Here is a 19,322-nt window from a genome sequence, read left to right as displayed (position 1 = left end):
CAGGGGGTGTACGGATGGTGCACGCAGGGTGACACCCCAGCGCACCATCCAAGTGTTTGTATAGTGTTGAAAAATTGCGCTCCGCTCAGGAAAACGCAGCTTCCAACGCAATTTCAACCATATCGCCAAAGGTCTTTTCACGGTCTTCCGACGGCAACGCCTCACCTGTTTGCAAATGATCGCTTACGGTCAGAACGGCGAGCGCCCGGCGTCCATGCCGTGCCGCGAGGGTGTAAAGCTCCGCGGCCTCCATCTCGACGCCCAGAATGCCGTGGCGGGTCATCTGCTCGTCCAGATCAGGACGTTCGGCATAGAACACATCCGACGAATAAATCCCGCCCACATGCGTCTTGGTGCCCTTTGCATCCGCCGCCTTCACTGCTGCTGCGAGCAGCCCATAGTCAGCACAGGGGGCATAGTTGAGCTCTTTGAAGAAGCTGGACGAGGGCGATGTGATCGTGCTGGCCGTCATGGCAATGATCACGTCGCGGATGCCCACATGCGTCTGCATCCCGCCGCATGAACCGATGCGGATCAGGGTCTGCGCGCCATATGTGGACATCAGCTCGTTAGCATAAATCGAAAGGGACGGCATGCCCATACCCGACCCCTGAATGGTCACCCGGTTGCCTCTCCACGTGCCAGTGAAGCCCAGCATACCCCGCACTTCATTGACCAGCTCTGCCCCATCCAGAAACGTCTCCGCCGCCCATTTGGCGCGATAGGGATCGCCGGGCATCAAAACGGTTTCTGCGATTTGGCCTTCTGCGGCGCCGATGTGAACAGTCATGGTCAACTCCTCGTGCTGAAACAGAACGCCCGCTTAACGTTCTTTAAGGGAAAGGAGAACACCATGTCCGCAAAATCGGGAAGTGAATTCTCACCTGTGCAAAGCATCAATGCGCCCAAGTCATACTTGTGATGAGACGAACAGGATTCTGGTCGCAATACGAAGCTGCCGCACAGAAAAGTCTGTGCAGAGCATGTTTTTATCAGTCGGTACAGAGCGTACAAGCAGCCGACATTCACGCCAAAAAACCGAAGTATCTATCGGGCACGCAGCAGTATCTTTAAAACGAAAGACCTTGGAAACAACATATTCGGCCAATGCCAAACGGCATCGTAGGCCGAACCCGGATCGCGCTCCGGGTCCCGAGAACGCGATCCAAGTGAACGTGGCGCTTGCGCTTAGATTTCCAGCTCTTCCGGCGCTTTGCCCGCTTCAATTGCGGTTTTGAACCAATTCGGCTGGCGCCCTTTCCCGGTCCAGGTCTGCGTCGGATCTTCGGGGTTCATGTATTTCGGATCGGCGCTTGCTGCTTTTGCGCCGCGTCCGCCTTTTTTCCCGGTCAACTCATCCAGCGAAAAGCCAAACTCCGCTGCCGCCTTTTGTGCTGCCGCAAGTGCTTCGTGCCGTTCGGTCTTACGCCGCTGCACAATCGCCTCATCGACATCAGCACGCAAAGCTTCCAGTTCTTTCCGGCTCATTTTGTCGAGTTTCATTGCCATTTGTTTTCCCGATTTTTTTGTAAAGGTAAAAACCCTATTCGGAAAAAACTGGCAATTATCAATAGTATCACTGAACGATTTTGTGTCACCGGCGGGAAATTGCTCGCCATGCGCGTTTCTTTCGACCGATGGTGGAAGGCAATTTCGCCATTCTCCAACGATACCCGCACAGGCTGTACAGCTTATGACATAGCGCCTTTCCCGTCCCTATACCTGCGTTTGTAACTATGCCGGACCGGCGGAAATGGAGGTGCCGCTGGAAAAGACGGCACCGTTTTCCCACGAACGATCGAAATGCGGCGCGACTATTCCGCTGCAACCGCCTTTGGATCTGCGAGTGTCACAATGTCCATCATGATCGTGTTCAGTTCAAAATCTTTGGGCGTATAGACACGTGCAACGCCCATGGCGCGCAACCGGTCCGCGTCATCGTCCGGAATGATCCCGCCGACGATCACCGGGATATGGGACAGCCCCGCTGCCTGCATGCGTTGCATCAGATCTTCGACCAGGGGGATGTGGCTGCCCGACAGGATCGACAACCCGACCACGTGTGCATCGTCTTCGCGGGCTGCGGCGACGATTTCCTCGGGCGTCAGGCGAATACCTTCATAGGCAATGTCCATCCCGCAATCCCGCGCGCGCACGGCAATCTGCTCGGCACCATTTGAATGCCCATCAAGCCCCGGTTTGCCAACCAGGAATTTCAGACGACGGCCCAGGCGGTCGCTGACCGTATCCACCGCATCGCGCAGATCGTCCAGCCCTTCGGTCATGTTCGACCGGCCCGACGACACACCCGTCGGCCCACGGTATTCACCGTGCACGGCACGCATCTGCGCCGCCCATTCCCCGGTCGTCACGCCCGCCTTCGCACAGGCGATAGAGGCAGGCATGACGTTCTTGCCCGCCTGCGCCGCTGCGCGCAGATCCGCCAGCGCCGCCTTGACAGCAGCGCCATCACGCTCGGCGCGCCATGCGTTCAATCGGCCAATCTGGTCCTGCTCTACCGCGGGATCGACGACCATGATCCCACCATCGCCAGTCATCAGCGGCGAAGGCTCGCCCGCTTGGTACTTGTTCACACCGACCACGACCGTCTCGCCCTTTTCAATGCGGTTCAGCCGTTCGGCATTGGATTGCACCAATTGCGCCTTCATATAGTCGATGGCCGCAATCGCTCCGCCCATCGCATCAAGATTGTCCAACTCATGCCGCGCGCCCGCCTTCAATTCGGCGACCTTGGCATCGACGGCGGGGTTGCCGTCAAACAGATCGTCATATTCCAGCAGGTCCGTTTCAAACGCCATGATCTGCTGCATACGCATCGACCATTGCTGATCCCACGGGCGGGGCAGGCCAAGCGCCTCGTTCCAGGCTGGCAATTGAACAGCACGCGCACGCGCTTTTTTGGACAGCGTCACTGCGAGCATTTCAATGAGAATACGGTAGACGTTGTTTTCCGGCTGCTGTTCGGTCAGGCCAAGCGAATTGACCTGTACCCCATAACGGAAGCGGCGGAATTTCGGATCAGTAACGCCATAGCGCGTCTCGCAAATCTCGTCCCACAGATCAACGAATGCGCGCATTTTGCACATCTCAGTGACAAATCGAATGCCCGCATTCACGAAAAAGGAAATACGTCCCACAACGGCCGGAAAATCGGCTGGATCAATGCGCGGCTTCAATTCATCCAGAACGGCAGTGGCAGTGGCAAGGGCAAAGGCCAACTCCTGTTCCGGCGTCGCACCCGCCTCTTGCAGGTGATAGGAACACACATTCATCGGGTTCCATTTCGGCACGTTGGTATAGCAGTATTCGGCCACGTCAGCGATCATCTTCAGCGACGGTTTCGGTGGGCAGATATAGGTGCCGCGGCTCAGGTATTCCTTGATCAGATCGTTCTGCACCGTGCCTTGCAGCTTCGACACATCCGCGCCCTGTTCCTCGGCCACGGCGATATAGAGTGACAGCAGCCACGGAGCTGTCGCATTGATCGTCATCGACGTGTTCATTTGTTCCAGCGGGATCTGATCGAACAGCGTGCGCATGTCGCCCAGATGCGCGACCGGCACGCCGACCTTGCCCACTTCGCCGCGCGCCAGCACGTGATCGCTGTCATAGCCCGTCTGTGTCGGAAGATCGAAAGCGACCGACAAGCCGGTCTGCCCTTTGGCGAGGTTTGACCGGTACAAAGCGTTGGAGGCGGCAGCGGTCGAGTGCCCGGCATAGGTGCGGATCAACCAGGGGCGGTCTTTCTGTGCAGGCTGCGACATAGGTGGTCTCCTGTGAATCGGGCGCGTAACAAAATTTCGTCTGGTTGGAGGTATAGGTAATTATGTGGCGCAGTCAATCCGCTGCGTTGCGGCATTTGCGGCGCTGCGGCCAGACAGCGACGACGAACATCAACCAGCCCAGAACGCCAATACTGTGCGCTGCCAAACTCACAGGCCCGGTAAACGTGAGCAGCGCCAGGATCTCCTCGGGTGGTGGTGGCGCCTGGATCACGGTCTGGGCGGGCAAGCCGTCAAAGATCATGCGGTAATAGGTATAGTACCCTTGGGGGGACGCCCAAACGAAGGTGATGAAGGCAACCAGCCAGACCGGTACGCGGATGATGAGCGGGCGGCGCTGCACCAGCACCCACGTGAACCCCAGCGCCAGCACTGAAAACAGCAAGGATACGGCAACAAGGCCGGCCTGACCCGCTACAGTCAGTGTCTGAAATGAATCTCCATTATACATGGCGGCATTTTCTAGCGCGGGCCGTCGAAAGGCCAGCCCATTTCCCTTGCCCCCACCCTGTACGCCTGCGAGGGTTCGCGCGATGATGACAACCGTTGAACTCCCCCTTTGGCTCTTTGTGCTCATCGTGCTGTTCGCGGCTGTGACCTTTGCCTCGCACTTCCTGTTCCCGTCGGTCCGCTGGTTCTTTCGTCGCCGCCTGGAACGGGCCGTCGCGCAGCTGAATGAACGTCTGACGCGACCGATTGAGCCGTTCAAGCTGGCACTCAGGCACGACATGATCCAGCGCCTGATCTACGACCCCGAAGTGTCCGAAGCGATTGTCCGGCACGCTGCTCAGCACGACGTGCCTGAAAACGTCGCCTTTGAACAGGCGCGTCGCTACGCGCGCGAGATCGTGCCCAGCTTCTCCGCCTTTACCTATTTCAGCTTCGGGGCGCGGGTGGCGCGGTGGCTGGCTACTGCGATCTATAATGTGCGCACCGGACTGAACAACGACCAGCAGATCCAAAGCGCAGATCCCAACGCCACAGTCGTCTTCGTGATGAACCACCGCAGCAACATGGACTATGTGCTGGTCACGTATCTTGCGGCGCAGGCCTCCGCCCTCAGCTACGCGGTGGGGGAATGGGCACGGGTCTGGCCGCTGTCGCGCCTGATCAAGTCCATGGGCGCGTATTTCATCCGGCGCAGGTCGCGCGGCGCGCTCTACAGCGCTGTGTTGGCCCGCTATGTTCGGATGGCGACCGAAGGGGGCGTGACCCAGGCGATTTTCCCCGAAGGCGGGCTGAGCGTGAACGGCAAGCTTATGCCGCTGAAAAAGGGGCTCTTGTCCTATGTGGTTGAGGGTTACGATCCGGAAAAGCGCGATGTCGTGTTTGTTCCCGTCGCGATCAACTACGACCGAGTACTTGAGGATCGCGTGCTGATCGCCGCCGATGCGCGTGGGGACAGGCGGTTTGGTGTCAGCATCACGGTGGTGATGGCCGCAATCCTGCGTCTTTTGTGGCAATGGGCGACCCGTCGGTATCGCAAATTCGGCACCGCCTCTGTTGTCTTTGGCCCGCCAGTGTCTCTGGCAGCTTTGGGCGATGATGTGGAGCTTGACCATCTGGCCGAAACACTGCGCGACCGTATTCAGGATGTGATGCCAGTGCCCTTTGTCCCCTTACTGTGCCGGTTGTTCCTGATGTCGCCTGATCCAATCGCAGATCTGGACCTGGTGCACGAGGTCAAGGCGGCAATGCCTCCAAAGCGGGGCACGCGCCCCCCGTTGCTCAATCAGGATCTGCGCGATCGCATCCTGCGCGCCCTGACGGATATGGAGGTGCGTGGGATGGTGCGGCAGGTGTCAGGCACCTGGGTTATGCAGGCCGAGGAAGAGGCGCTTTTCCGCTTTTACGCCAATTCCATCGACGATTTGTATCCTGACAGCATCACCATCGGCGATGCTGCGCGCGCAAAGTCATAAAATTACAAAAACACCAAAGTATATGTTGCTTTATTTCGTGACGAGCCATATTCAGCCGTAACGCGGTCGATTCTGCACTGCGGCACAGAATTCTTAACCCGGAGGCTGACATGGCACTCGACACTGGCATCGCGTCCTACGACGCACCTGAAAAAGACCTCTACGAAATGGGTGAAATCCCACCCATGGGGTATGTCCCGAAACAGATGTACGCATGGGCGATCCGCCGCGAACGTCATGGTGAGCCGGACACGGCGATGCAGCTGGAAGTGGTGGACGTTCCTACGCTCGACAGCCACGAGGTTCTGGTTTTGGTTATGGCGGCCGGTGTGAACTACAACGGCGTTTGGGCGTCGCTGGGCAAGCCGATTTCACCCTTTGATGGGCACGGCCAGCCGTTCCACATCGCCGGTTCCGATGCCTCGGGCATTGTGTGGGCCGTGGGTGACAAGGTAAAGCGCTGGAAAGTCGGTGATGAGGTGGTCATCCACTGCAATCAGGACGACGGTGATGACGAGCACTGCAACGGCGGCGATCCGATGTACTCGGACACGCAGCGCATCTGGGGCTACGAGACACCTGATGGCTCCTTTGCCCAGTTCACCAATGTGCAAGCGCAGCAATTGATGCCGCGACCCAAGCACCTGACTTGGGAAGAGAGCGCCTGCTACACGCTGACACTGGCGACTGCATATCGCATGCTGTTTGGGCACGAGCCCCATGACCTCAAGCCCGGCCAGAACGTTCTTGTCTGGGGTGCGTCGGGCGGCTTAGGCTCCTACGCCATCCAGCTGATCAATACGGCGGGTGCGAACGCGATTGGCGTCATCTCGGACGAGACCAAGCGCGACTTCGTGATGGATCTGGGCGCCAAGGGCGTCATCAACCGCAAGGACTTCAACTGCTGGGGTCAGCTGCCCACGGTCAACACGCCTGAATATGCGACCTGGTTGAAAGAGGCGCGCAAGTTCGGAAAGGCGATTTGGGACATCACCGGTAAGGGTGTGAATGTCGACATGGTGTTCGAACACCCTGGCGAAAGCACATTCCCCGTGTCGTCGCTGGTCTGCAAGAAGGGCGGCATGGTCGTGATCTGCGCGGGCACCACTGGCTTCAACTGCACCTTCGACGTCCGCTACATGTGGATGCACCAGAAGCGCCTGCAGGGCAGCCACTTTGCGCACCTCAAGCAAGCCGCCGCCGCCAACCACCTGATGGTCGAGCGTCGTCTTGATCCCTGCATGTCCGAAGTGTTCGCCTGGGACGATCTGCGCGAAGCGCACATGAAAATGCTGCGCAACGAGCACAAGCCCGGCAACATGTCTGTGCTGGTACAGGCGCCCAAGACCGGTCTGCGTACGCTTGAAGATGCGGTGGAGGCCCGGCGTTAACGCTCTACACGTTTAAGAAGAGTGTAAATGCCCGCGAATCACCTCATGGTTTCGCGGGCATTTTTGCGTTTTGGACCCATACAAATGGGATCAATAGCTTAGAAAATGCCGCCTCGCTATTTCTGGGGAGTGGAAATACGTGAATTTTCAGCGGGAGTTAACACATGCTATAGTTGTGTTAACCATTCATTAACTACTCGAGAGTGAGTCTGACCATGAAAAGTGACTGGATACTGGACGTTCTTACGGACCTAAAGACATTTGCCCGTGCCAACGACATGCCGGCCCTAGCCGAGCAGTTGGACGACACCGCAATCGTCGCAATGGCCGAGATCGCCGCGATGAAGGAAACAAGAGATGGTCAGCGTCACGACGGCGAGGCAGCCGTTGGAACCTATTTTGGAGGATTTGGAGCAAGCTGAGGGGCTCGCCGCCCTACAGTCTGCATCCGAGGAAATACGCGACCATTATGGCGTTGATCACGTGGTGTACCACTGGGTCGATTCCGCCGGGGATCAGTACGGTTGCGGGACATATTCGGATGTATGGCGCGACCGGTATCTTGAGCAAAACTACCTGCGCGTAGATCCGGTTATTCTTGGGTGTTTTCAACGGTTTCACCCGGTCGATTGGAAGCGGCTGGATTGGAGCAGCAAACCCGCCCGCACGTTTCAGGCCGAAGCCATCGCTCACGGGGTCGGAAACCAGGGGTTTTCTGTTCCAATACGGGGACCGAACGGACAGTTCGCGCTCTTTACGACAAGCCATTCGTGTGACGACGATGTATGGGCCGCATGGACAGACGCGCATCGCCGCGACCTGATCCTGATTGCCCACACATTTAACGAAAAAGCGCTCGAATTCGAACCGGACCGGGCGCCCGAACAATCCCAGGCACTCAGCCCGCGCGAGGTGGACGCCATGACCTTTCTGGCGATGGGATACAGCCGCGCGCAAGTGGCCGACACGCTGTCGATCTCGGAGCACACGCTGCGTGTCTACATCGAAAGTGCCCGGTTCAAACTGGGCGCCATGAACACGACACACGCCGTTGCACGGGCCATGAGCAGGGGGTTGATCGTGGTTTAACGGTGTGCGTTGCCCGTCAGGGCGACTCTCCGTACGATTGTATTTCTGGACGCTAACGCACGCATCGGTAGTCTTTTGGTCATACCTGCCCCGGTCTGACAAGGAGTACCCAAAAATGCTGCGTTACGTTTATGCCTCTGATCTTGGCGATCACCCAAAACTTGCCCGCACCATGTTTCGCGACCGCGCGGATCAGTTCAAAACCCGCCTTGGCTGGGACGTACACGTGGACAAGGACGGCTATGAGCGCGACGAGTATGACGACCTGAACCCGCTCTATGTCATCTGGGAAGAGCCCGATGGTTCCCACGGCGGCTCCATGCGCTTCCTACCCACGATAGGCCGTACCATGGTGAACGAGCATTTCGGCGACCTGATCTCTGGCCCTATCACCAGCCCTGTCATCTGGGAATGCACACGCTTCTGCCTGACCCGCGGTGCGGGCAGCCACGTCGCCGCAGCCCTGATGCTGGGCGGGGGCGAGATCATGCAGAATTTCGGCGTCGAGCACTTCGTGGGCGTGTTCGATGCGCGCATGGTGCGCATCTACCGCATGATCGGTTCGTCGCCCGACGTTCTTGGCAGCGCGGGTGAGGGGCGCGATCAGATCAGCGTGGGCTTGTGGCATTTCGATGAAGCGGCCGCCGCTGCCGTGGCTGAGCGTGCCGGCGTGCCTATGGAACGTTCGCGCCAGTGGTTCGACCTCGCATTCGGCACCACATCCCGCCGGGAACTCGCCCGTACCGCCTGATCCCGCTGGCACCTGCCGCGCCCCGTCTATAGGGTCGCGGCATGTCCACCGCCCTTGCCCTTTCCGATGATCAGGCGTCCGCCTTTGACACCGTGACCGAGATGTTGCGCGGGGCGGGCATCGACCTTGATGACGCGCTTCTGACGCCGCCCAAATCCTCTGCCACTTCCGTCATGGCGATCACGGGCAAGGCCGGGTCGGGCAAGACACTGCTGCTCTCGGAACTCTACAAGGCGCTTGAGGCGGCAGGGGTCGAGGTCGTCTCGGGTGACTACGAATCCCGCAAGCGCAAGGACCGCCGCACGCTTGCCATTCTTGCCCCGACGAACAAAGCGGCCAGCGTCCTGCGCTTTCGCGGCGTGCCAGCAACCACGATCCACCGTATCCTATATACCCCAGTCTACGACCCGGAATACGAACGCATCGCTGAATGGCTCGCAGGCAACGGTGACCGGCCCGAGGTCGAGGGGCTGACCGACGAAGCACTGGATCGTGCGCATGCGTTCTACCAGTCGAATAAATCCATACCTGGAGCCCTCGCCGCCGCCGGTCTGCGCGGCAGCGATTTCATCACCGGCTGGAAACGGCGTGAAGAACCGCTCGACATCGGCTTTATCGACGAAGCGTCGATGCTGGACGACAAGCAGTTCGAGGACCTCAAGGACATCTTTCCGACCCTGCTGCTCTTCGGTGATCCTGCACAGTTGGCACCCGTAAACCAGTCTGGCGCCATGGTGTTCGACAAGCTGCCTGAAAAGCGGGTGATGAACCTGGGTCGCATTCACCGGCAGGCGGCCGACAACCCGATCCTGGATCTTGCCCATGCGCTCGCCGACCCGCAGGTCGACTTCTACCGTTTCGAAAAGATGGTGGAGGAGGCGGCCAGCAAAGACGAGCGCGTCGTCTGGGGCCAGCGGGTCGAAGTTGATCTGATGGCCCGTAGCCCCGTTCTCGTCTGGCGCAACGCCACCCGCATCCGGCTGATCAACGCCTTCCGCGCTGTCTACGACGCACCACAGGATCGGTTGCTGGAAGGGGAGCCGCTGATCTGCGATGGTTTGGAATTGCCCTTGAAACACCGCAAGAAGCGGCTCGATCTTGAAGCGCGCGGGCTGATCAAGGGCGCGCAGGTGGTTTATTTGGGCGAGGGGCGCAAACCCGGCTTTTCCCGGCTGCATGTGATTGGTGCCGAGGACCCGCAGGTCTCTGCCGCGTCCATCGTGAAGATAGAAAAACCCGACGAAGAAGAACCCTTTATCCCCTATGCAGCCCGCATGGGGGCCACATTTCTCCACGGAGCAGCTGTAACGATCCACAAGGCGCAAGGATCGCAGTGGGAAACCGTGCAGGTGTTCGCACCAGACCTATATGCTGCGGCGCGGATGAACCGCACCGAGGCGGGGCAGCCGCTATGGAAGCGTCTCGCCTATGTCGCGATCACGCGCGCACAGGATCGGTTGATCTGGGTGGTGCGCAACCGGCTGTCCAAACCTTCAGGACCGTTGCGTGTCGATGATCTGCGCAGCGTACCTGCGGCCAAACTCACGCTTGCAGCTGAAGACCCCGCGTAGGGTGCGCATGCACTGCGCACCGCCTGCTAGTTGCGCAACAGGGAAAACGCGGCCGATGCGGTCCAGCCCGCCGCAATGGCGATGGCCAATGACATGATCCCGTACCAGAACGGGTTCTCGCGGCTCAGGGTGAAGAGCCACCGTTCTAACCCGACCTTCCGCACGTCAATGGCAGTTTCGTAGCTTGCGATCACCTGTCCGTCGCGTGTCAGAAAGATACGGGTTTCATATGCCCCTTCGGTCAGTGCCGCGGGCAGACGGATGCGCGTGCGAAATAGCGTATCCTGGTCAACGATGACTGTGTCTTCGAGCAGTTGATAGGTTCCGGCATTGGTGTTGATGCGGATCAGCGCCGCGACGTAGGCGCTGGCATCCAGAACCGTGTTCGGCGTTTCGACCCCGCGCAGCATGCTGGGGACGGAGACTTTGTGTTCAAGATTGTCGCGAACGCCCAGAACATCATCAAGCGGAGAGCTTGTCGCCACGGCGTAAAAGCTGGGCGCGCCGTCAATCTCGACCGCATCGGTGTTGACCCAGATCCCAAAGCGGCGCTCTTTGCGGCGGACGGTGATTGGCTCCGGCGGGCCTGCAATGGTAACGATAACGCCCAGCTCGCCCTCGGGGATCGCTGTCTCGCGTTTGACGGCGCCAAAGATCAGTATTTCGGAGCCGTCAAAGCTAGTGGTGATCGCCACCTCGTCCTGGCTCAGCCCCAGCACAACTTCCTCAGCCCGCACGGGCAGAGCGAAGAGCAACGCGATGAGCAGCCAACGCAGCATCAGTGCCCCTCCACCGCGCCGACGGTATACAATTCTGACGGCATCAGCAGCAGATCAAGGGCCAGTTTGCCGCAAACCGCCAGCACCATCAGAGCCAGCAGGATGCGCAATTGCTCCGCTTTCATGCGCACACCGATGCGCGTCCCGATTTGCGCACCAATAACGCCGCCAACCAAAAGCAGCACAGCAAGGACAATGTCCACCGTGTAGTTCGTGGTGGCGTGCAGCATCGTGGTAAAGGCGGTGACAAAGATGATCTGGAACAGCGACGTGCCCACAACAACCTTGGTCGGCATGCCCAACAGGTAAATCATCGCCGGAACCATGATAAAGCCGCCTCCGACGCCCATGATCGCAGCAAGCACACCGACGCACAGCCCCACCAGCAGCGGCGGTATGACCGAGATATACAGTCCCGACACGCGGAAGCGCATCTTGAAGGGCAGCTTGTGGATCCACCCATGCTTCTTGCGCTTGGGGATCACCGCGCCCTTGGCCGTCTTGCGGATCGCATTCAGGCTTTCGACGAACATCAGCGCGCCGATCACACCTAAGAAAACCACGTAGCACAGGCGAACCAGCAGATCGACCTGGCCCAGCGACTTGAGATAGTTGAACAAAAGCACGCCCAGTGCCGCGCCTATGAGACCGCCGATCAGCAGCACGGTCCCCATCCTCAGGTCCACTGTCTTGCGCCTGAGATGCGCCAGCACGCCCGAGAAGGAGGACGCCACGATCTGGTTCGCCTCGGTCGCAACGGCGACAGCAGGGGGGATGCCGATAAAGAACAGCAGCGGCGTCATCAGGAACCCGCCACCAACGCCAAACATACCCGAAAGGATGCCCACCATACCGCCCAGTCCCAAAAGGAGGAACGCATTGACCGATACCTCGGCTATGGGCAGGTAGATTTGCATGACCACTGTTAGGACGGGGGCGGATGGGAAATCAAGATGTCACGCCGCCGCGCAGCAAACTGGGCTGAGGTTTGTTGGGAATCTGGACCTATCGCGGGGCAAGAAACGCATGCGCCCCGCGATTGAAGCCTACCGTTCCTTTACATAGGGCTCGCCACCCGCGCGCGGCGGGATCGCCTTGCCCACGAACCCGGCCAGGATCACGACCGTTAGGATATAGGGCAGCGCATCCAGCAACTGCACCTGCACCCGGAAGCCTAAAGCGCCTTCGATGATGTCGGGCCGCAGCGCGATGGCCTGCAGATACCCAAACAGCAGCGTCGCCCACAGCGCATGCCAGGGCCGCCACTTGGCAAAGATCAGCGCCGCCAGCGCGATGAACCCGCGCCCGGCCGTCATATCCTTGACAAAACCGGCTTGCAGACCGGTCGCCAGATACGCCCCCGCGATCCCACACAGCACGCCGCAGATGCCCACAGCGACAAAGCGCAGACCCACGACAGACACACCGGCTGTATCCACCGCCGCAGGGTTCTCTCCCACGGCCCGCAAGCGCAGACCAAAGCGCGTGCGGAAGAGCAGCCACCACGTTCCCGGCACAGCCAGAAGCGCGACATACACAAGGATCGAATGGCCCGAGATCAGCTCGGCATAGATCGGCCCGATAAAGGGCACGCTGCGCGCCGCCTCGGCAAAGGGCAAAATGATCGGCTCGAACCGTCCCCCGCCGATCAGCGACGGGGTGCGCCCGCCCTGCTGGAACCAGTCCTGTGCGATCAGAACGGTCAGACCAGCCGCCAGGAAGTTGATGGCCACGCCCGAAATCAACTGGTTGCCACGGAAGGTGATGGAGGCAAGGCCGTGGATGCCCGACAGGGCCATGGACGACGCAATACCAGCCAGCAGGCCCAACCACACCGATCCGGTCATCGCTGCAACGGCAGCAGAGAAGAACGCGGCAAACAGCATCTTCCCTTCCAGGCCGATGTCAAAAATACCGGCTCGCTCGGAAAACAGACCTGCAAGGCAGGCCAGCAGCAGCGGCGTCGCGAGGCGCACGGTTGAGTCGAGGACCGAAAGATCGAAAAGGGCGAGAATATCCATGGTCCTACTCCGCCGCCTGCTTGCGTTCGCGCTTGGGTGCCCGTGCATTGCGTGCGGCCAGGAATATCCGCTCCAGCGGCATCCGCACCATATTGTCGAGTGCGCCGGTGAACAGGATCACCAGCGCCTGAATAACGACAATCAGCTCGCGCGGGATTGACGTCCACAGCGCCAGCTCCGCCCCGCCTTGGTACAGAAAGCCAAAGAGGATCGCGGCCAGAAATACCCCGAACGGGTGGCTGCGGCCCATCAGGGCCACCGCGATACCGATGAAGCCTGCACCCTCGACAGCGTTCAACACCAGTCGCTCCGCCTCGCCCATCACGTTGTTGATCGCCATCATCCCGGCCAAAGCGCCCGAGATTAGCATAGCCACCATGGTGATGCGCACGGCCCCGATGCCCGCATATTTCGCGGCGCGCCCCGATTTGCCATAGGACCGGATTTCAAGGCCAAGCGGCGTGCGCCAGATTAAGAGCCACACAAGCACGCAGGCGATGATTGCAATCACCAGCGACACGTTGGCGGGCGCAGCCTTGGAAAAGTTGATCCCGATGGGGGCCAGCATCTGGTGAAGGTTGGGCAGGTGTACGGTCTCGGCAAAGCGCGCCGTGGCCGGGTCCATTGCCCCTTGGGGCCGCAACTGGTTCACCAGCATGTAGTTCAGAACAGCCGCAGCAATAAAGTTGAACATGATCGTGGTGATCACGATATGGCTGCCGCGCTTGGCCTGCAAATAGGCAGGGATGGCTGCCCAAAGCGCGCCAAAGGCCGCCGCCCCAAGCGCCGCAGCCAACAGCGCGACGGTCCAGTGCGGCCATGGTATGAACAGCAGGACAAGGGCCACGCCCAGCCCGCCCAGCATCGCCTGGCCTTCACCACCGATATTGAACAGCCCGGCGTGAAAGGCGACGGACACAGCCAGCCCGGTAAACATGAAGTTCGTGGCATAATAGAGCGTATATCCCCAGCCATAGGTTGACCCAAGCGCGCCGGTCACCATCAGGTTCACAGCGGCCACCGGGTCCTCACCGATGGCGAGGATGACCAGCGCCGACAGGATCGCGGCCAGGATCAGGGAAATCAGGGGGACAAGGATCACCTCGGCCCATTTGGGCATGACGTCCATGGATCAGGTCTCCTTGTGCGGGTCGCCGCCATGGGCGTGGGCGAGGTTCGCTTCGATCTCGGCGATGGTATGCGGCTTGTCAGTGTCGGTGATGCCCGCCATGAGCAGCCCCAGTTCCTTTTCATCGGTGGCGTCGGTCTGCCGTTCGCCCATGATCTGCCCGTCAAACATGACGGCAACACGGTCGGCAAGGCCGAGGATCTCTTCCAACTCAACCGACACCAGCAGGATCGCCTTGCCCTGATCGCGCAGGGCCACGATTTGCTGGTGGATGAACTCGATGGCGCCGATGTCCACGCCGCGCGTGGGCTGGCCGATCAGCAGCAGGTCCGGGTTCCGCTCAATCTCACGCGCGAGCACGATCTTTTGCTGGTTCCCGCCCGAAAAGTTCTTGGCCGCGAGATGCGGGTGCGGCGGGCGCACGTCAAAGCGCTCCATCTTTTCGGCCGTATCGGCTTTGATGGCGGCGTTATTGGACAAAAGGCCGGAGGTGTAGGCACCGTCCCGGTGATATCCGAACGCGGTGTTCTCCCACGCGGCAAAGTCCATGATCAATCCCTCGCGCTGCCGGTCCTCCGGCACATGCGCGATGCCCCGGTCCCGGCGCGAGCGTCCGTCCGAATGCTTGCCTGTCAGATCGATGGGGGCGCCTTTCAACTTGACTACACCAGTGGCGTCCGCATAGCCGCCCAGCACCTCAAGCAATTCGGACTGCCCGTTGCCTGCAACGCCTGCGATGCCAACAATCTCTCCCGCGCGGACCTGTAGGTCGATGCCCTTCAGCCGCTCAACACCCTGATCGTCAACGACTTTCAGGTTCTGCACGTCCAGCACCACATCGCCCGGGGTGGCGCGCTTCTTGTCCACGCGCAACAGCACCTTGCGGCCTACCATAAGCTCCGCCAGCTCTTCCGGGCTGGTCTCGGCGGTCTTGACGGTGGCCGTCATCTCGCCCCGCCGCATGACACTAACAGTGTCGGTGATGTCCATGATCTCGCGCAGCTTGTGGGTGATCAGGATGATCGTCTTGCCCTCTTCCTTCAGCCGCCCGAGGATGCGGAACAATTGGTCGGCCTCAGCAGGTGTCAGCACTCCGGTTGGCTCATCAAGGATCAGGATATTTGCCTGTCGATACAGGGCTTTGAGGATCTCGACACGCTGCTGCATGCCAACGCCAATTTCTTCGATGACGGCGTCTGGATCGACCTTCAGGTCGTACTCTTTTTCAAGGTCCAGCAGGGTCTTGCGAGCTTTCGACAAGGACGGCTTCAGCAGTCCGCCATCCTCGGCGCCCAGAATGATGTTTTCCAGCACGGTGAAGTTTTCGACCAGCTTGAAGTGCTGGAACACCATGCCGATGCCTGCGGCAATGGCGGCCTGGCTGTCGGGGATCTCGGTCTTGTTGCCCGAGATGAAAATCTCGCCCGCATCCGCCTTGTAGAACCCATAGAGGATCGACATCAGCGTCGACTTTCCTGCGCCGTTCTCTCCGATGATCCCGTGGATGGTGCCGGGCATGACCCGGATCGAGATGTCCTTGTTGGCCTGCACGGGGCCAAAGGCCTTGGAAATGCCTTTGAGTTCAATGGCGGGGGCAGTCATGGGCAAAGGGCCTTCGGTTGGAAAAGGGGCCGCGCCACGGTGATGTGGCACGGCCCCGAAGTCATAAGCGCAGCTTAGAAGCTCAGTGCTGGGCAGCTGTCGTCGGACATGTAGTCATGCACGGTCAGCTCGCCGCTCGCGATTTGGGCCGAAGCGGCGTCAACAGCGGCTTTCATCTCGTCCGAGACCAGCGCTTCGTTGTGCTCGTCTATGGCATAGCCGACGCCGCCATTGGCCAGGCCCATGACGTTGAAGCCGGTTTCCATACCCGGGCCATCCTGGAATGCCTGATAAACAGCGTTGTCGACGCGCTTCATCATGGAGGTCAGAACCTTGCCCGAGTGCAGGTAGTTCTGGTTGCTGTCCACACCGATGGACAGGATGTCCTCGTCGGCTGCGGTTTGCAGCACACCCACGCCGGTGCCACCAGCGGCGGCATAGACCACATCAGCGCCCTGGCTGATCTGCGCCTTTGTCAGTTCCGAACCCTTCACCGGGTCGTTCCAGGCGGCAGGGGTCGTGCCGGTCATGTTGGCGATGACGGTGGCGTCGGGGTTTACTGCCATTACGCCCTGGGCATAGCCACAGGCGAACTTGCGGATCAGCGGGATATCCATGCCGCCGATGAAACCAACGGTGCCTGACTCGGACGCCTTGGCGGCCATCATGCCCACGAGGTACGAGCCTTCATGCTCGTTGAACACGACAGAGCGCACGTTGGGTGCGTCCACGACCATGTCGATGATGGTAAAGGCAGTGTCGGGATAGTCGGCGGCGACCTGACCCAGTGCGTCAGCGAATGCAAAACCTGCCATGACGATGGGGTTGGCACCGGACTCAGCAAAGCGGCGCAGAGCCTGCTCGCGCTGCGCTTCGGATTGCAGCTCGATCTCGCGGAAGCTGTTGCCGGTCTCTTCGGCCCAGCGTTGTGCGCCATTAAATGCCGCTTCGTTGAAGGATTTGTCGAACTTGCCGCCCAGATCGAAGATCAGCGCGGGTTCAGCCAGCGCAGCACCCGCGGACAGGGCCAGGGCCGCAGTCGCGCCAAGGAATTTCTGCATCATGGTCATTATTCAGGTCTCCCAGTTTTTCGTGGTTGGGGCGGTGGCAGCGGAGCACCGAACGCCCGGGATCAAAAGATCATGGCGAATTAGGCCGCAGGGCAGAGGGAGCGTCAACCGCTTTTTGACCAATCGGGCAAGTGTGAACGGACCTGACCTTGCGCAATGCTGTTTGGGTAAGCAGGGGGGCTGTCTGCCCCCGCTTCGCCCTAGGGGCGAAGCTCCCCCGAGGATTTTTTTGAAACAGGGAAGGGGAGGCGCGCGCGCATGATAAGGGCATCCGCATGACCGTCCGGGCGGCGGTAATAATTCGGGCGTTTTGCAATAGTTTCAAAGCCGTAGTGTTGATACAGGCGGAGCGCGGAGATGTTGTCTGCCGCCACATCCAGGACAGCCTCGGTGCATGTCTTGGCCGCCTTGGACATCCATGTGGTCATCAGGCCTGTCCCGATCCCGCGGGCTTGCGCAACAGGTGCAACGGCGATTGTCAGCAGTTCCGCTTCACCGGCGATTCCGCGCCACAACGCAAATCCATGCGCGGCTGCCTCAAGGTGGGTCAGGGGATTCGCAAGCAGATCGCTGAACTCGCTGGACGCCCAAGCGCGCTCTTGGGTAAAGGCGGCGCGGTGAATGGCGGCAAGCTCCTCGGGGCTCATGTCAGGATCGTCGGTGGCGCATCGCGCGCCGGGGCTGCATCTGGTGCGCGCACATAGAACGGGGCAGGCGCAGGGGGCGTTTCGGGCCAGCGCCGCACAGCGCATCGGGCAATGGCCGTTGCCAGATCCGAAGGGGACGGATGCGGGGCCGGCTGCTCAATGCTGCCCGCTGGCACAAGTCTCGGCCCCGCATGCTCCATAATGTAGACCATGTCGCGCGGTGCGGGGATCGCCACGCTTGTCCCTGCCGGGGCGAGCGCGTCTCGGGCCTCAAATCCGGTGACGCCATATGCCGGGCACTGAAGTCCCAAGGCCAAGCCGCGCGCTGCCGACACCCCGATGCGGATACCTGTGAAATTGCCGGGCCCCGTCCCCACCGCCAGCGCATCCAGATCGGCCCATGTCACGCCCTGATCTGACAGCACCTCTTCCAGTAAGCCCATCAAGCGCTCGGCCTGACCGCGTGCCATGTCCTCGCCCACAGACGCCAGAACAGTGTCGCCGCGCACAAGCGCAGCCGCGCAATGAGCGGCAGAGGTGTCAAAGCCAAGGATCAGCGGAAGGGTCATTGAGCCGCCGTATTCAGGGCGTCGCGTGCCGACGCATCTGCCCGTGGCAGATCGTCATGGATGTGGAGCCAGGGCAGGGCGCTGCTCGCATGGCTGTGCATCTTGGGGACCAAACGGTCCGCCTGATCTATGATCCCCACGGGGACATAGATCTGCTCCGGCAAGTAGTCGAAGGCGGCAGCGAGCGGTGCGTGACAAGTGGGACAGGTCCAACGCTCCACGCCGGGGGCGCCGCGAAACGGGTCGGGCAACTGGCCCGCCACGTCTTTTCTCTCGAATGCGGCAAAGGCTGCGACCGGCGCGCCGGTCCACCGGCGGCAATCGCTACAATGGCAATAAGCCACCGTCAGCGGTGGCTTATCCAATGTCAGGCGCGACGCGCCGCAATAACACTGCGCCGTTAGCGGCTCAGACGGCAACCGGGCGCACCTCTGTCACTTCGGGGATGTAGTGGCGCAGCAGGTTCTCGATCCCCATCTTCAGCGTCAGGGTCGAAGACGGGCAGCCCGCGCAAGCGCCCTGCATGTGCAGGTACACCACACCGCGGTCAAAGCCGTGGAAGGTGATGTCGCCACCATCCTGCGCCACGGCAGGACGGACACGGCTGTCGAGCAGTTCCTTGATCTGGCCAACCACGGCGGCATCCTCACCATCATGCTCGGCATGGCCGGAGGCAGGCGCATGGCCATCGTTCATGACGGGTTGGCCGGATTGGAAATGCTCCATGATTGCACCCAGCAGAGCAGGCTTGATGTGATCCCAATCGACGGCATCGGCTTTGGTCACGGTCACGAAATCGGTGCCGAAGAACACGCCTGTCACACCTTCGACCGCGAACACACGCTGCGCCAGCGGGGACTTGTCAGCGGCCTCTGCCGTCGGGAAATCGGCGGTGCCCATCTCAAGTACGGTCTGACCCGGCAGGAACTTGAGCGTGGCGGGGTTCGGTGTGGATTCGGTCTGGATGAACATGTGGCA

General features: G+C 60.4%; 20 protein-coding genes. 6 read left to right on the top strand and 14 right to left on the bottom strand.

What is annotated here, in order from left to right:
- Window positions 1-85: 85 nt before the first annotated feature.
- From deoD to RA29_RS05320, 4 genes are all read right to left on the bottom strand, one after another.
- Window positions 86-790 (bottom strand): purine-nucleoside phosphorylase, encoded by a 705-nt coding sequence (deoD, locus tag RA29_RS05335; protein ID WP_039683521.1) that lies wholly within the window; start codon window positions 788-790, stop codon window positions 86-88.
- Between the two features lie 398 nt (window positions 791-1,188).
- Window positions 1,189-1,503: an H-NS histone family protein gene (locus RA29_RS05330; protein ID WP_342666384.1), complete on the bottom strand. Its 315-nt coding sequence runs from the start codon at window positions 1,501-1,503 to the stop codon at window positions 1,189-1,191.
- A 311-nt stretch (window positions 1,504-1,814) separates the two neighbouring features.
- On the bottom strand, window positions 1,815-3,785 hold the full coding sequence (locus RA29_RS05325) for a protein meaA (RefSeq protein ID WP_039683517.1): 1,971 nt from the start codon (window positions 3,783-3,785) through the stop codon (window positions 1,815-1,817).
- Window positions 3,786-3,858: 73 nt separating this feature from the next.
- The gene (locus RA29_RS05320; protein ID WP_039683515.1) at window positions 3,859-4,254 is read right to left on the bottom strand and encodes a hypothetical protein; all 396 of its coding nucleotides are present in this window, start codon (window positions 4,252-4,254) and stop codon (window positions 3,859-3,861) included.
- An 82-nt stretch (window positions 4,255-4,336) separates the two neighbouring features.
- Between RA29_RS05320 and RA29_RS05315 the strand changes: the two genes are divergently transcribed.
- The 6 genes from RA29_RS05315 (at window position 4,337) to RA29_RS05290 (ending at window position 10,527) form a co-directional block, all read left to right on the top strand.
- Window positions 4,337-5,725, top strand: a complete 1,389-nt coding sequence (locus RA29_RS05315) for a 1-acyl-sn-glycerol-3-phosphate acyltransferase (protein WP_052249472.1) — start codon at window positions 4,337-4,339, stop codon at window positions 5,723-5,725.
- Window positions 5,726-5,835: 110 nt separating this feature from the next.
- On the top strand, window positions 5,836-7,116 hold the full coding sequence (ccrA, locus tag RA29_RS05310; RefSeq protein ID WP_039683513.1) for a crotonyl-CoA carboxylase/reductase: 1,281 nt from the start codon (window positions 5,836-5,838) through the stop codon (window positions 7,114-7,116).
- Between the two features lie 215 nt (window positions 7,117-7,331).
- A complete protein-coding gene (locus RA29_RS05305; protein WP_039683511.1) occupies window positions 7,332-7,538 on the top strand; it encodes a hypothetical protein in 207 nt (68 codons plus the stop codon).
- Window positions 7,474-8,205: an autoinducer binding domain-containing protein gene (locus RA29_RS05300; RefSeq protein ID WP_039683509.1), complete on the top strand. Its 732-nt coding sequence runs from the start codon at window positions 7,474-7,476 to the stop codon at window positions 8,203-8,205. Before RA29_RS05305 ends, RA29_RS05300 begins: the two co-directional genes overlap by 65 nt.
- 115 nt (window positions 8,206-8,320) lie before the next feature.
- Window positions 8,321-8,956 (top strand): acyl-homoserine-lactone synthase, encoded by a 636-nt coding sequence (locus RA29_RS05295; RefSeq protein ID WP_039683508.1) that lies wholly within the window; start codon window positions 8,321-8,323, stop codon window positions 8,954-8,956.
- A gap of 41 nt (window positions 8,957-8,997) precedes the next feature.
- Window positions 8,998-10,527: an AAA family ATPase gene (locus tag RA29_RS05290; protein ID WP_039683506.1), complete on the top strand. Its 1,530-nt coding sequence runs from the start codon at window positions 8,998-9,000 to the stop codon at window positions 10,525-10,527.
- A 26-nt stretch (window positions 10,528-10,553) separates the two neighbouring features.
- On the opposite strand, the gene RA29_RS05285 is transcribed toward RA29_RS05290, so the two are convergent.
- The 10 genes from RA29_RS05285 to RA29_RS05240 form a co-directional block, all read right to left on the bottom strand.
- Window positions 10,554-11,306, bottom strand: a complete 753-nt coding sequence (locus RA29_RS05285) for a TIGR02186 family protein (RefSeq protein ID WP_039683504.1) — start codon at window positions 11,304-11,306, stop codon at window positions 10,554-10,556.
- On the bottom strand, window positions 11,306-12,223 hold the full coding sequence (locus RA29_RS05280) for a sulfite exporter TauE/SafE family protein (RefSeq protein ID WP_039683502.1): 918 nt from the start codon (window positions 12,221-12,223) through the stop codon (window positions 11,306-11,308). The genes RA29_RS05285 and RA29_RS05280 overlap by 1 nt, the downstream gene beginning before the upstream one ends.
- Window positions 12,224-12,352: 129 nt before the next feature.
- On the bottom strand, window positions 12,353-13,327 hold the full coding sequence (locus tag RA29_RS05275) for an ABC transporter permease (protein ID WP_039683500.1): 975 nt from the start codon (window positions 13,325-13,327) through the stop codon (window positions 12,353-12,355).
- 4 nt (window positions 13,328-13,331) lie between these two features.
- Entirely contained in the window at window positions 13,332-14,456 is a 1,125-nt protein-coding gene (locus RA29_RS05270) for an ABC transporter permease (protein WP_039683498.1), read from the bottom strand.
- A 3-nt stretch (window positions 14,457-14,459) separates the two neighbouring features.
- Window positions 14,460-16,058: an ABC transporter ATP-binding protein gene (locus RA29_RS05265; protein WP_039683496.1), complete on the bottom strand. Its 1,599-nt coding sequence runs from the start codon at window positions 16,056-16,058 to the stop codon at window positions 14,460-14,462.
- A 74-nt stretch (window positions 16,059-16,132) separates the two neighbouring features.
- Window positions 16,133-17,128 (bottom strand): BMP family ABC transporter substrate-binding protein, encoded by a 996-nt coding sequence (locus RA29_RS05260; RefSeq protein ID WP_039683494.1) that lies wholly within the window; start codon window positions 17,126-17,128, stop codon window positions 16,133-16,135.
- 200 nt (window positions 17,129-17,328) lie between these two features.
- The gene (locus RA29_RS05255; protein ID WP_039683492.1) at window positions 17,329-17,775 is read right to left on the bottom strand and encodes a GNAT family N-acetyltransferase; all 447 of its coding nucleotides are present in this window, start codon (window positions 17,773-17,775) and stop codon (window positions 17,329-17,331) included.
- Window positions 17,772-18,344, bottom strand: coding sequence for a tRNA (adenosine(37)-N6)-threonylcarbamoyltransferase complex dimerization subunit type 1 TsaB (gene tsaB, locus RA29_RS05250; RefSeq protein WP_039683491.1), 573 nt, complete (start codon window positions 18,342-18,344; stop codon window positions 17,772-17,774). Before tsaB ends, RA29_RS05255 begins: the two co-directional genes overlap by 4 nt.
- Complete coding sequence (locus tag RA29_RS05245; RefSeq protein WP_241462551.1) at window positions 18,341-18,709, bottom strand: GFA family protein; 369 nt, start codon at window positions 18,707-18,709, stop codon at window positions 18,341-18,343. The genes tsaB and RA29_RS05245 overlap by 4 nt, the downstream gene beginning before the upstream one ends.
- A gap of 43 nt (window positions 18,710-18,752) precedes the next feature.
- The gene (locus RA29_RS05240) at window positions 18,753-19,316 is read right to left on the bottom strand and encodes a NifU family protein (protein ID WP_039683487.1); all 564 of its coding nucleotides are present in this window, start codon (window positions 19,314-19,316) and stop codon (window positions 18,753-18,755) included.
- Window positions 19,317-19,322: the final 6 nt, after the last annotated feature.

It is taken from the genome of Tateyamaria sp. ANG-S1 (assembly GCF_000814025.1).
Taxonomy (GTDB): Bacteria; Pseudomonadota; Alphaproteobacteria; order Rhodobacterales; family Rhodobacteraceae; genus Tateyamaria.
The sequence above is the reverse complement of the archived record's forward strand: the minus strand, read 5'-3'. Positions and strand labels throughout refer to the sequence as shown.

Coding starts and splice junctions, on each gene's coding strand:
- deoD (WP_039683521.1), bottom strand. CDS start 790: ATGACTGTTCACATCGGCGCCGCAGAAGGCCAAATCGCAGAAACCGTT.
- RA29_RS05330 (WP_342666384.1), bottom strand. CDS start 1,503: ATGAAACTCGACAAAATGAGCCGGAAAGAACTGGAAGCTTTGCGTGCT.
- RA29_RS05325 (WP_039683517.1), bottom strand. CDS start 3,785: ATGTCGCAGCCTGCACAGAAAGACCGCCCCTGGTTGATCCGCACCTAT.
- RA29_RS05320 (WP_039683515.1), bottom strand. CDS start 4,254: ATGTATAATGGAGATTCATTTCAGACACTGACTGTAGCGGGTCAGGCC.
- RA29_RS05315 (WP_052249472.1), top strand. CDS start 4,337: ATGATGACAACCGTTGAACTCCCCCTTTGGCTCTTTGTGCTCATCGTG.
- ccrA (WP_039683513.1), top strand. CDS start 5,836: ATGGCACTCGACACTGGCATCGCGTCCTACGACGCACCTGAAAAAGAC.
- RA29_RS05305 (WP_039683511.1), top strand. CDS start 7,332: ATGAAAAGTGACTGGATACTGGACGTTCTTACGGACCTAAAGACATTT.
- RA29_RS05300 (WP_039683509.1), top strand. CDS start 7,474: ATGGTCAGCGTCACGACGGCGAGGCAGCCGTTGGAACCTATTTTGGAG.
- RA29_RS05295 (WP_039683508.1), top strand. CDS start 8,321: ATGCTGCGTTACGTTTATGCCTCTGATCTTGGCGATCACCCAAAACTT.
- RA29_RS05290 (WP_039683506.1), top strand. CDS start 8,998: ATGTCCACCGCCCTTGCCCTTTCCGATGATCAGGCGTCCGCCTTTGAC.
- RA29_RS05285 (WP_039683504.1), bottom strand. CDS start 11,306: ATGCTGCGTTGGCTGCTCATCGCGTTGCTCTTCGCTCTGCCCGTGCGG.
- RA29_RS05280 (WP_039683502.1), bottom strand. CDS start 12,223: ATGCAAATCTACCTGCCCATAGCCGAGGTATCGGTCAATGCGTTCCTC.
- RA29_RS05275 (WP_039683500.1), bottom strand. CDS start 13,327: ATGGATATTCTCGCCCTTTTCGATCTTTCGGTCCTCGACTCAACCGTG.
- RA29_RS05270 (WP_039683498.1), bottom strand. CDS start 14,456: ATGGACGTCATGCCCAAATGGGCCGAGGTGATCCTTGTCCCCCTGATT.
- RA29_RS05265 (WP_039683496.1), bottom strand. CDS start 16,058: ATGACTGCCCCCGCCATTGAACTCAAAGGCATTTCCAAGGCCTTTGGC.
- RA29_RS05260 (WP_039683494.1), bottom strand. CDS start 17,128: ATGACCATGATGCAGAAATTCCTTGGCGCGACTGCGGCCCTGGCCCTG.
- RA29_RS05255 (WP_039683492.1), bottom strand. CDS start 17,775: ATGAGCCCCGAGGAGCTTGCCGCCATTCACCGCGCCGCCTTTACCCAA.
- tsaB (WP_039683491.1), bottom strand. CDS start 18,344: ATGACCCTTCCGCTGATCCTTGGCTTTGACACCTCTGCCGCTCATTGC.
- RA29_RS05240 (WP_039683487.1), bottom strand. CDS start 19,316: ATGTTCATCCAGACCGAATCCACACCGAACCCCGCCACGCTCAAGTTC.